The following is a 12126-nucleotide window of genomic DNA, read 5'->3' as shown; positions in this document are numbered from 1 at the left end:
TGAAGGACCGGAAACTTATGTCCATTCTCGTCAACAAAGACACCAAGATCCTGGTCCAGGGCCTGACAGGCAAGACCGGCAGCTTCCACACCGAACAGGCGCTCGCCTATTACGGCACGAAGATGGTCGGCGGCATCCACCCCAAGAAGGGCGGCGAAACCTGGACCGGCTCCAAGGGCGAAAGCCTGCCGATCTTCGCCTCGGTCACTGAGGGCCGTGACAAGACCGGCGCCGACGCCACCGTCATCTACGTGCCGCCGGCAGGCGCTGCGGACGCGATCATCGAGGCCATCGACGCCGAGATCCCGTTCATCACCTGCATCACCGAGGGTATCCCGGTGATGGACATGGTGCGCGTCAAGGCTCGCCTCGACCGCTCGAACTCGCGCCTGCTCGGCCCCAATTGCCCGGGCATCCTGACGCCGGAAGAATGCAAGATCGGCATCATGCCGGGCTCGATCTTCCGCAAGGGCTCGGTCGGCATCGTCTCGCGCTCGGGCACGCTGACCTATGAAGCCGTGTTCCAGACCACCAACGAAGGCTTGGGACAGACGACGGCGGTCGGCATCGGCGGCGACCCGGTCAAGGGCACCGAGTTCATCGACGTGCTGGAAATGTTCCTGGCCGACGACGCCACGACCTCGATCATCATGATCGGCGAAATCGGCGGCTCGGCTGAAGAAGACGCGGCCCAGTTCCTCAAGGACGAAGCCAAGAAGGGCCGCAAGAAGCCGATGGCCGGCTTCATTGCCGGCCGCACCGCGCCGAAGGGCCGCACCATGGGCCATGCCGGCGCCGTGGTGTCCGGCGGCAAGGGCGACGCGGAATCGAAGATCGCGGCGATGGAATCGGCAGGCATCAAGGTGTCGCCGTCTCCGGCCCGCCTCGGCAAGACGCTGGTCGAAGTCCTCAAGGGCTGATCGGCTTCCAAGCTTTGGGCCGGGCGGGAGGCGTGTTCGCCTCCCGCCCGGCCATGGACGTTCAGGGCATTTCCAGGAAAAGCGGCTACCGGTTTTCCGTTCGGGCATGCTCCAGGCATACAAGACCGAACCGCGGACAGGCGGTAAACGACAAATGCGGCGGCCGGTTTTTTCAAGAGACCGGCGAAACCATCTAGGCGGGAGGCGGACGAAGACGTCCGCATGAACACCATGGCACGACAAGAAGCCAACGAACAGTTTCTGATCACGTCCTTCCTGGACGGCGCGAACGCGGCCTATATCGAGCAGCTCTATGCGCGCTACGAGGACGATCCCGCATCCGTTTCGGATGAGTGGCGCTCCTTCTTCAAGGCGCTGGGCGACAATCCCGCCGATGTGAAGAAGGCGGCGAGCGGTGCCTCCTGGAAGCGCGGCAACTGGCCGATCGCCGCCGGCGGCGAACTCGTCTCGGCACTGGACGGCAATTGGGGCCTCGTCGAAAAGGCTGTCGAGACCAAGGTGAAGGCCAAGGCGGAAGCGGCGGGCAAGCCGGTGAGCGAGGCCGAGGTGCATCAGGCGACCCGCGATTCGGTGCGCGCCATCATGATGATCCGCGCCTATCGTGCCCGCGGCCACCTGCATGCCAAGCTCGACCCGCTCGGCATTGCCGCCCCGGTCGACGACTACCATGAGCTTTCGCCGGCGAATTACGGCTTCGAGGAGAAGGATCTCGATCGCAAGATCTTCATCGACAACGTTCTCGGCCTCGAATACGCCACCGTGCGCGAGATGGTCGAGATCCTGGTGCGTACCTATTGTTCGACCATGGGCGTCGAATTCATGCATATCTCCAACCCGGACGAAAAGGGCTGGATCCAGGAGCGTATCGAAGGTCCGGACAAGGGCGTCGCCTTCACCGCCGAAGGCAAGAAGGCGATCCTGTCGAAGCTGATCGAGGCCGAAGGCTTCGAGCAGTTCATCGACGTCAAGTACAAGGGCACCAAGCGTTTCGGCCTCGACGGCGGCGAATCGCTGATCCCGGCGCTGGAGCAGATCATCAAGCGCGGCGGCCAGGAAGGCCTCGAGGAAGTCGTTCTCGGCATGGCCCATCGCGGCCGCCTGAACGTGCTGACCAACGTCATGGGCAAGCCGCACCGCGCCGTGTTCCATGAATTCAAGGGCGGCTCGTTCAAGCCTGACGACGTTGAAGGCTCCGGCGACGTCAAGTATCACCTCGGCGCCTCCTCCGACCGCGAATTCGACGGCAACAAGGTCCACCTGTCGCTGACGGCCAACCCGTCGCATCTGGAAATCGTCAATCCCGTGGTCATGGGCAAGGCCCGCGCCAAACAGGATCTGCGCGCCAAGGTGTTCGAGGGCGACATCATTCCGCTCAAGGAGCGCGCCAGGGTCATGCCGCTGCTGCTGCATGGCGACGCCGCCTTCGCGGGGCAGGGCGTGGTCGCCGAAGGTTTCGGCCTGTCGGGCCTGCGCGGCCACCGCGTGGCCGGCACCATGCATTTCATCATCAACAACCAGATCGGCTTCACCACCAATCCGGCCTTCTCGCGCTCGTCGCCCTATCCGTCCGACGTCGCCAAGATGATCGAGGCGCCGATCTTCCACGTCAACGGCGACGATCCGGAAGCGGTGGTCTATGCGGCCAAGGTCGCGACCGAATTCCGCATGAAGTTCCACAAGCCGGTCGTCATCGACATGTTCTGCTATCGCCGCTTCGGCCATAACGAAGGCGACGAGCCGTCCTTCACGCAGCCGAAGATGTACAAGGTCATTCGCGGCCACAAGACCGTGGTGCAGCTCTATGGCGAGCGCCTGATCGCCGAGGGCCTGCTGACCGAGGGCGAATTCGAGAAGATGAAGGCCGACTGGCGCGCCAATCTCGAGCAGGAATTCGAGGCCGGTCAGTCCTACAAGCCGAACAAGGCCGACTGGCTGGATGGCGCCTGGTCGGGCCTGCGCGCCGCCGACAATGCCGACGAGCAGCGTCGCGGCAAGACCGCGGTGCCGATGAAGTCGCTCAAGGAGATCGGCCGCAAGATCTCGGAGATCCCGCAAGGCTTCCATGCGCACCGAACCATCCAGCGCTTCATGGACAACCGCGCCAACATGATCGAGACCGGCCAAGGCATCGACTGGGCGATGGCCGAAGCGTTGGCCTTCGGCTCTCTGCTGCTCGACGGCGTCAAGATCCGCCTGTCCGGCCAGGACGTGGAGCGCGGCACCTTCTCACAGCGCCATTCGGTGCTCTATGATCAGGAGACCGAGGAGCGCTACATCCCGCTCGCCAACCTGTCGCCGACCCAGGCGCGCTACGAGGCGATCAACTCGATGCTGTCGGAAGAGGCCGTGCTCGGCTTCGAATACGGCTATTCGCTGGCCCGTCCGAACGCGCTGACGCTGTGGGAAGCCCAGTTCGGCGATTTCGCCAACGGCGCGCAGGTGGTCTTCGACCAGTTCATCTCGTCGGGCGAACGCAAGTGGCTGCGCATGTCCGGCCTCGTCTGCCTGCTGCCGCACGGCTATGAAGGCCAGGGTCCGGAACACTCCTCCGCCCGCCTGGAGCGCTGGCTGCAGATGTGCGCCGAGGACAATATGCAGGTCGCCAACGTCACGACGCCGGCCAACTACTTCCACATCCTGCGCCGGCAGATGAAGCGCGACTTCCGCAAGCCGCTGATCCTGATGACGCCGAAGTCGCTGCTGCGCCACAAGCGCGCCGTCTCGACGCTCGCCGAACTCGCCGGCGAATCGGCCTTCCATCGTCTGCTCTGGGACGATGCGGAGATGATCAAGGACGGCCCGATCAAGCTGCAGAAAGACAACAAGATCCGTCGCGTCGTCATGTGCTCGGGCAAGGTCTATTACGACCTCTTGGAAGAGCGCGAAAAGCGCGGCATCGACGACATCTACCTGCTGCGCGTCGAGCAGCTCTATCCGTTCCCGGCCAAGGCGCTCATCAACGAGCTGTCGCGCTTCCGCAATGCGGAGATGGTCTGGTGCCAGGAAGAGCCGAAGAATATGGGCGCCTGGTCGTTCATCGACCCCTATCTGGAATGGGTGCTCGCCCATATCGACGCCAAGTACCAGCGGGTGCGCTACACCGGCCGTCCGGCCGCCGCCTCGCCGGCGACGGGCCTGATGTCCAAGCATCTCTCGCAGCTCGAGGCCTTCCTCGAAGACGCGCTCGGCGGCTGATCCTCGGCCGCCCTGCGTTTCGCCTTTCGATAGACCCTATCTGATCAACGGATATAGATATTATGGCCACTGAAATCCGCGTTCCCACCCTTGGCGAATCCGTCAGCGAGGCAACCGTCGGCACCTGGTTCAAGAAGGTCGGCGACGTCGTCAAGGCCGACGAGCCGCTGCTCGAGCTGGAAACCGACAAGGTCACCATCGAGGTTCCGTCGCCCGCCGCCGGAACGTTGTCCGAAATCGTGGCGCAGGCCGGCGAGACCGTCGGCCTCGGCGCGCTGCTCGGTCAGATCGCCGAAGGCGGTGCCGCTGCTGCTTCGGCTCCGGCCGCCGCCGCCGCTCCAGCCGCCAAGGCCGAACCGGCGCCTGCCGCTGCACCGGCTGCCGCTCCCGCAGCCGCCATGCCGGCAGCACCCGCCGCCGCCAAGCTGATGGCCGACAACAACGTTGCCGCCGCCGATGTCGACGGCTCTGGCAAACGTGGCCAGATCCTCAAGGGCGACGTCATCGCCGCCATCGCCAAGGGCTCCTCCGCCCCGGCGGCTCCGGCCCAGCCGGCTGCGGCGCGCGCACCCTCGACGGTCGAGGATGCCGGCCGTGAAGAACGCGTGAAAATGACGCGCCTGCGCCAGACCATCGCCAAGCGCCTCAAGGACGCCCAGAACACCGCCGCCATGCTGACCACCTATAACGAGGTGGACATGAAGGCGGTGATGGACCTGCGCAACCGCTACAAGGACATCTTCGAAAAGAAGCATGGCGTGAAGATGGGCTTCATGGGCTTCTTCACCAAGGCGGTCACCCACGCGCTGAAGGAAATTCCCTCCATCAACGCCGAGATCGACGGCACCGACATCATCTACAAGAACTACTGCCATGTTGGCATGGCGGTCGGCACCGACAAGGGCCTCGTCGTGCCGGTCATCCGCGATGCCGACCAGCTTTCCATCGCCGGCGTCGAGAAGGAGCTCGGCCGTCTCGCCAAGGCGGCGCGCGACGGTGCGCTCTCCATGGCCGACATGCAGGGCGGCACCTTCACCATCACCAATGGCGGCGTCTACGGTTCGCTGATGTCCTCGCCGATCCTCAACGCGCCGCAGTCGGGCATTCTCGGCATGCACAAGATCCAGGAGCGCCCGGTCGTCGTCGGCGGCCAGATCGTCATCCGCCCGATGATGTACCTGGCGCTGTCCTACGATCACCGCATCGTCGACGGCAAGGAAGCGGTGACCTTCCTCGTGCGCGTCAAGGAAAGCCTGGAAGATCCGGAACGTCTGGTTCTCGATCTCTGATCGTCGTCCAGCGCAAAGCCGTTCCGCATCGCGGGGCGGCTTTTTACCAGGTCTGGAGCATGTCCTTGAAAAACGGACATGCGAGAAAACAGCAAGAAGCGCAATCGCCATGGACGTCTCCCCGTTTTCCGTATCCCCCTTCCTGCCGATGATCGGCTGGAGCGTCGTTCTGCTGGTCGTCCATGTTCTGCTGCAGGCATTCTCGACCAGCGCAGAGGCGTCGAAATCGCTGGGCGCGTCGTGGAATGCCGGGCCGCGCGACGTAAGTTTCGAGCCCACCGGGAAAATCGCCGGCCGCGCGAAGCGGGCATCGGCGAATTTTCGCGAAACCTATCCCGCCTTTGTCGGCCTGGCGCTGGCGCTGGTGCTGAAGGGCGATGCATCCGGCTGGGGATTCTGGGGTGCGTGGTTGTGGTTTGCCTGCCGCCTCGTCTACATTCCGCTCTATCTGGGCGGCGTTCCCTATATCCGCTCGCTGGCATGGGCCGGCTCGATGGCGGGGCTTGCCGCGATGTTCGTCGCGCTGGTTTTTTGACCGCCGCCTGCGCCTGAAACGGAGGAGATGCGATGCATCCTTATCTCATCGAACTGGCATCGCTGATGGCGATCTTCTTCTTCGCCATCGTTTCGCCCGGCGCCGATCTCGCCATGGTCATCCGCCAGTCGATCGTGCAGGGGCGACGCGCGGCGATCGTCACGTCCTTCGGCATCGGCGCCTCGCTGATGTTTCACGTCACCTATACGATCCTTGGGCTCGGGCTGATCATTTCGCAGTCGATCTACCTGTTCAACATCGTCAAATGGTGCGGCGTCGCCTATCTCGTCTATATCGGCATCAAGGCGCTGCGCGCCGGAAGGACCGAATTGCCGGCCGAGACGGCGGATGCGGTCGGGGCCGTCGAGCGGCAGTCGCTCTCCCGCGCCTTCGGCCTCGGCTTCCTCGCCAATGCGCTCAATCCGAAGGCCGTATTCTTCTTCCTGTCGATCTTCTCGACCGTGGTCAGCGCCCATACGCCGGTGGTCGTGAAATTCGGCTATGGTCTTGTCATGGCCACCTGCCTGATCGCCTGGTTCGTCGGCGTATCGCTGTTCATGACGACACCGCGCATGCGCGCCGGCTTTGCCCGCATGAGCCAGTGGATCGATCGCACCAGCGGCGTCGTCTTCATCGCGCTCGGCATCAAGCTGGCGACCGAAAAGGCGGGCTGAGCGATGCGCGCCGCCCTTGCCGCTTTCCTTGCGCTCACGGTTGTCTCCCCAGCTGTCGCAGCGGATTGCCCGCAGGAGCGGGCGATCTATGGCGACGAAGCCGGTCTCTATAGGCTGACCTTCCAGCCGGTCGACGCCGAAACCTCGGCAGCGACACACCGCTTCTCCGTCACGGCGAAGGACAGCGCCGTGACGCTGGATGGCTATGTGATGACCACCGAGCCGGTGGCGCGCCCGCAGGGCATGCTGTTCTACAATTGCCCGGAGGGGGATGCGACCGGCGCCGATCTCGCCGCCTGCACCGTCTGGCAGGATATTCTCTACGGCACGGCCGGCGGCAGGATCGTGGCGCTGCCGGCGCAAGGCGAGGGGGCACTGGCCGAACTGCTGTTGCCGGGCTTGGCGCCGTCGCTGCAGGCTTCCTCCGCCTGGGGCAAGGGCAAGCTGACTATCGCGCCGCCGGATGTGCTGGCGCTGAAAGGATGCGCTTCATGAGCGAGCGTCCCGTTCTCCTCGTCACCGGCGGCAGCCGCGGCATCGGCGCGGCCGTCTGCCTTGCTGCAGCCGAGCAGGGTTGGCGCGTGGTCGTGAACTACGCCAGCAACGAAGCGGCGGCGCAGGATGTCGTCGCCCGCATACGCGATGCCGGCGGCGAGGCGATGGCGGTGAAGGGCGATGTCGGCTCGGAGATGGATATTCTGGCCCTCTTTGCCGAGGTGGACCGCGCCTATGGCCGGCTCGACGGGCTGGTCAACAATGCCGGCATTGTTGATCGCGCGGCCCGTGTCGACGAAATGAGCCTCGAACGGCTGGAGCGGATGATGCGCATCAACATCATCGGCTCGATGCTCTGCGCCCGCGAGGCGGTGCGGCGCATGTCGCTCCGCCATGGCGGGCGTGGCGGGGCGATCGTCAATATTTCGTCCATGGCCGCCGTCCTCGGGTCGCCGTCGCAATATGTCGATTATGCCGCCTCGAAAGCGGCGATCGACACGTTTACGGTCGGCCTTGCCCGCGAAGTTGCGAGCGAGGGCGTGCGCATCAACGCCGTGCGCCCCGGCATCATCGATACCGATATCCATGCCTCCGGCGGCGAGCCGGACCGGGCGACGCGGCTGGCTTCCACCATTCCGATGCAGCGGCCGGGCACGGCGCGCGAGATCGCAGACGCCGTCCTCCATCTTCTTTCGCCCGCCTCGTCCTATACGACGGGCGCGATCCTCAACGTGAGCGGTGGCCGATAGACCGGCTCGACCCCTGAAAACTGAAGGAAAAATCCATGTCCTACGATGTCATCGTGATCGGCTCCGGCCCCGGCGGTTATGTCTGCGCCATCAAGGCGGCCCAGCTCGGCCTCAAGGTCGCCGTGGTCGAAAAGCGCGCCACCTATGGCGGCACCTGCCTCAATGTCGGTTGCATCCCCTCCAAGGCGCTGCTGCACGCCTCGGAAATGTTCCATCAGGCCGGCCATGGCATGGATGCGCTCGGCGTGGAGGTCGCGGCGCCGACGCTGAACCTTTCGAAAATGATGGCCCACAAGGACGCGACGGTGAAGGCCAATGTCGACGGCGTCGCCTTCCTGTTCAAGAAGAACAAGATCGACACCTATCAGGGCACGGGCCGTATCGTTTCCCCGGCCAAGGTTTCCGTGACCGCCGAAGACGGCAAGGTCACCGAGCTTGAGACGAAGAACATCGTCATCGCCACCGGTTCTGACGTCGCCGGCATTCCCGGCGTTCCGGTCGAGATCGACGAGAAGGTCATCGTTTCCTCCACCGGCGGCATCGCGCTCGACAAGGTGCCGGAAAACCTCATCGTGGTCGGCGGCGGCGTCATCGGCCTCGAACTGGGTTCGGTCTGGTCGCGCCTCGGCTCCAAGGTCACCGTGGTCGAATATCTCGACACCATCCTCGGCGGCATGGACGGCGAGGTCTCCAAGCAGTTCCAGCGCATGCTGGCCAAGCAGGGCATTGCCTTCCATCTCGGCGCCAAGGTCACGGCGGTCGAGAAGACGGCCGATGGCGCCAAGGTCACCTTCGAGCCGGTCAAGGGCGGCGACAAGGTTGAACTCAATGCCGACGTCGTGCTGGTCGCCACCGGCCGCAAGCCCTACACCGCCGGCCTCGGCCTCGAAGACGTGGGCGTCGCGCTCGACAATCGCGGCCGCGTCGAGATCGACGGCGGTTATCGCACCAATGTCGCCGGCATCTACGCCATCGGCGATGTCGTCAAGGGGCCGATGCTGGCGCACAAGGCCGAAGACGAGGGCGTGGCGCTGGCCGAAATCCTTGCCGGCCAGCATGGCCATGTGAATTACAACGTCATTCCCGGCGTCGTCTATACCCAGCCGGAAGTGGCCTCGGTCGGCAAGACGGAAGAAGAGCTGAAGGCCGCCGGCATTGCCTACCGCGTCGGAAAATTCCCGTTCACGGCCAATGGCCGCGCCCGCGCCATGCTGGCGACGGACGGTTTCGTGAAAATCCTCGCGGACAAGGACACCGACCGCGTGCTTGGCGGCCATATCGTCGGCTTCGGCGCCGGCGAGATGATCCACGAGATCGCCGTGCTGATGGAATTCGGCGGCTCCTCGGAAGATCTCGGCCGCACCTGCCATGCGCATCCGACCATGTCGGAAGCGGTGAAGGAAGCCGCGCTCGCCACCTTCTTCAAGCCGATCCATATGTAATTTCGGCCGTCGAAGATTAAATTTCCGACAGACAGGATGCCGCGGATTGGCTTTTGCCCCGCGGCATCTATCATGAGGGGGAAACCGTGCCAAATCCTTGAGGAAAGACAAGAAAATGGCTCAATATTCCCCTGATGCCTTCTCTCTGCCGCAGCGTATCCTGCATTGGCTGATGTTCTTGCTGATCGGCTTCAACCTGATCTTTTCGGATGGCATGGAGCATTGGAACCGGCTTGTGCGGCGCGGTGAGCCGGTGACGCCGGAGGATGTGTCCGCCGCCAATATCCATGCCTATGTCGGCATCGCCATCCTCTGTCTCGCGGTGCTGCGGCTTCTCCTGCGCCTGACGCAGGGCGCGCCGGCCGCGCCGCCGCAGGAGCCGGCGCTTTTCCGGCTGGCGGCCAAGCTGGCGCATGGCGCTTTCTACCTGCTGTTCTTCGCCATGCCGCTCAGCGGTATCGCCGCCTATTATTTCGGCGTGTCGCAGGCGGGCTTCCTGCATGGCGGGCCGCTGAAGGCGCTGTTCTGGGCGCTGATCGCCGCCCACGTCGCCGCCGTCGCCGTCCACCAGTTCTACTGGAAGACGGCGGTCTTGAGCCGGATGACGAAGGGCGTCTGATGCGGCTTATTGTGCGCGGGTGACGGTGTAACCTTGCTGGCGCAGCAGGGAGACGAGGCCTTCGTCGCCTGGCAGATGCAGGGCGCCGACCGCCATGAAGACATGGCCCCGGTTGAAATACGGCGCGGCGCGCGTCGCCATCACCTTGTTGCGGTCGACGATGATGCGCTGCTCGAAGGCGGCATAGCCTTGGTCGGGATCGGTGCCGAGCGGTGTCAGCGTCTTCAGCATCGGCATCGTCAGGCCGACATCGCCGGCGCGATACAGCTCGATCATCGTCTCGACGGCATCGTCCATGCGACTGCCGAGCGCCAGCGTCTCAATCAGAGCGTCGAGATGGAATTTCACCGGCAGGTCGGTCATGGCCGAGAGTTGCTCTTCCATGGTTTCAAGCCCGACGAGCGTCTTGCCTTCGGCCTTGGCATCGCCGGCGATCTTCTGGTCGAGGAAGGCGGCGCCCTTGGCCTTGCGGGCATATTCGCAGGCCGGCAGCGAAACGAAGCTGGAAATCATCCACGGCTGCATGCGCGCCACCAGCGGCAGCGACAGGCCGCGCGCCTTCAGCCCCGCATCCAGCTTTCGCGCGTCGCTGGCCGAAAGCAGGCCGGTGATCGTGGAGCCGTCGGTCAGCATGGTCAGTTCCGGGCGGGAGAGAAGGCCGGCCATCGCTTTCTTTTCGTCGAGGATTTCGTCGGATTCGACGATGACCGTCTGCGCCAGCGGCCAGGCGGCGCGGGCGGTGTCCGGCATGGAGAGCACGCGGGCATCGGTCAGGTGCATGGTGCCCATCAACCAGGAGGGGGCAAGGCCGGCTTTTTCCACCTTCCAGAAAATGCCCTGGCCGTTGGGGATGGCCGCAGCCTCGTCGAGCACGCGCTTGTAGGCGGCAGGGTCGCTGTCCCTGAGTTCGCCGAGGATGTTGCGCCCGCCGCACTCCGTTTCCTGGGCATCGGCCTGGCCGGCAAACGCAAAAGCGGCGATGAGGGCGAGGACCAGCAAGGCGGGGATGCTGGCCGCCACCGCCAGAAGCCAGGCGGCAAGCTGCGCCGCACCGCGTTGCGCCGGCTTCTCGTCAAGGGTCACAGTCGTCATCGTCGGTCCTTCATCCGCCGGGTGCGGGCGCACACTGTCATAAGGTATTTCGATGTCATGCGGCATTCACCGGAATGGTTAGGATTCGGTAAAAATCAGGCGCGCGGATGGGCGCGGTCATAGGCTTCGAGCAGCCGGCCGGTATCGACGCCGGTATAGACCTGCGTGGTCGACAGGCTGGCATGGCCGAGCAGTTCCTGGATGGTGCGCAGGTCGCCGCCGCCGGCCAGCAGATGGGTGGCGAAGGAGTGGCGCAGCGCATGCGGCGTCGCCGTTTCCGGCAGGCCGAGCGCGCCGCGCATGCGCTGCATCTCGCGCTGGACGATGCCGGGCTGCAATTTTCCGCCACGCGCGCCGCGAAACAGCGCCTCGTCCGCCGGCAAATCATAGGGGCAGGCGGCGCGATAGGCCTCGACCGCCTGGCGCACCACCGGCAGAAGCGGCACGATGCGCGTCTTGTTGCCCTTGCCGAGGATGCGCAGCGTCTCCGGCGCGCCGGCGAAATCGGCCGGCAGCAGGTCGAGCGCCTCGGAAATGCGCAGGCCGCAGCCATAAAGCAGCGACAGCACGGCGGCATTGCGCGCCGCGATCCACGGCTCCTCGGCAAGCTGGGTTTCGTCGGCGACGACGCGCAGCGCCTGAATGTCGGTCAGCGGTTTCGGCAGGGATTTCGGCTGTTTGGGCGAACGAACGGCGCTCGCACCCGCGGCATTGGCCAGCCCCTTGCGCTCCAGATAACGGATGAAGGAACGGATGCCGGCAAGATTGCGCCCGAGCGAACGGTTGCCGGCGCCGTCCTTGCGGCGGGCGGCAAGGAAGCTGCGCAGGTCGGCGGGCCGCAGCGTCTCGACGTCGGCCAGCCCGGCCGGGCCGCCGACATGGCCGGTCAGGAAAGTCAGGAACTGGCGCGTGTCGCGCTCATAGGCATCCAGCGTCTTCGGCGACAGCCGCCGCTCGCCGGCCAGCGTATCCAGCCAGCGGGTGCGCTCGCCCATCAGGGCGGAATCGGCGATGATCAGCAGTTCGTTCACGGGACGGCACCGGTTTTGGACAGGGTCGCAGCCATTCTGCGCCGTCGCGGTTAGGGAATTGTTA

11 protein-coding genes are annotated in these 12126 nt (G+C 64.7%); 9 read left to right on the top strand and 2 right to left on the bottom strand.

Translation table 11 applies throughout. The annotated features are described in order from the left end of the window. Positions 1-17: 17 nt before the first annotated feature. From sucD to P7F60_RS13785, 9 genes are all read left to right on the top strand, one after another. Entirely contained in the window at positions 18-920 is a 903-nt protein-coding gene (sucD, locus tag P7F60_RS13825) for a succinate--CoA ligase subunit alpha (RefSeq protein ID WP_277918315.1), read from the top strand. 231 nt (positions 921-1151) lie between these two features. Next, positions 1152-4136 (top strand): 2-oxoglutarate dehydrogenase E1 component, encoded by a 2985-nt coding sequence (locus P7F60_RS13820; RefSeq protein WP_277918523.1) that lies wholly within the window; start codon positions 1152-1154, stop codon positions 4134-4136. A gap of 62 nt (positions 4137-4198) precedes the next feature. Next, a complete protein-coding gene (odhB, locus tag P7F60_RS13815) occupies positions 4199-5425 on the top strand; it encodes a 2-oxoglutarate dehydrogenase complex dihydrolipoyllysine-residue succinyltransferase (RefSeq protein ID WP_277918314.1) in 1227 nt (408 codons plus the stop codon). A 109-nt stretch (positions 5426-5534) separates the two neighbouring features. Next, positions 5535-5960: an MAPEG family protein gene (locus tag P7F60_RS13810; RefSeq protein WP_277918313.1), complete on the top strand. Its 426-nt coding sequence runs from the start codon at positions 5535-5537 to the stop codon at positions 5958-5960. Between the two features lie 32 nt (positions 5961-5992). Continuing rightward, positions 5993-6634, top strand: coding sequence for a LysE family translocator (locus tag P7F60_RS13805; RefSeq protein ID WP_277918312.1), 642 nt, complete (start codon positions 5993-5995; stop codon positions 6632-6634). 3 nt (positions 6635-6637) lie between these two features. Then, positions 6638-7129, top strand: coding sequence for a hypothetical protein (locus tag P7F60_RS13800; protein ID WP_277918311.1), 492 nt, complete (start codon positions 6638-6640; stop codon positions 7127-7129). Further along, on the top strand, positions 7126-7878 hold the full coding sequence (locus tag P7F60_RS13795; protein WP_277918310.1) for an SDR family oxidoreductase: 753 nt from the start codon (positions 7126-7128) through the stop codon (positions 7876-7878). The genes P7F60_RS13800 and P7F60_RS13795 overlap by 4 nt, the downstream gene beginning before the upstream one ends. A gap of 35 nt (positions 7879-7913) precedes the next feature. Then, positions 7914-9320: a dihydrolipoyl dehydrogenase gene (gene lpdA, locus P7F60_RS13790; protein WP_277918309.1), complete on the top strand. Its 1407-nt coding sequence runs from the start codon at positions 7914-7916 to the stop codon at positions 9318-9320. Positions 9321-9435: 115 nt separating this feature from the next. Further along, positions 9436-9939, top strand: a complete 504-nt coding sequence (locus P7F60_RS13785; RefSeq protein ID WP_277918308.1) for a cytochrome b/b6 domain-containing protein — start codon at positions 9436-9438, stop codon at positions 9937-9939. Between the two features lie 6 nt (positions 9940-9945). On the opposite strand, the gene P7F60_RS13780 is transcribed toward P7F60_RS13785, so the two are convergent. Further along, positions 9946-11031, bottom strand: a complete 1086-nt coding sequence (locus P7F60_RS13780) for a TraB/GumN family protein (RefSeq protein ID WP_277918307.1) — start codon at positions 11029-11031, stop codon at positions 9946-9948. Positions 11032-11126: 95 nt separating this feature from the next. After that, positions 11127-12062, bottom strand: coding sequence for a tyrosine recombinase XerC (locus P7F60_RS13775; RefSeq protein WP_277918306.1), 936 nt, complete (start codon positions 12060-12062; stop codon positions 11127-11129). Positions 12063-12126: the final 64 nt, after the last annotated feature.

This window comes from Rhizobium sp. YJ-22, assembly GCF_029601685.1.
Taxonomy (GTDB): Bacteria; Pseudomonadota; Alphaproteobacteria; order Rhizobiales; family Rhizobiaceae; genus Metarhizobium.
This window is presented reverse-complemented; position numbering and strand designations above follow the sequence as displayed.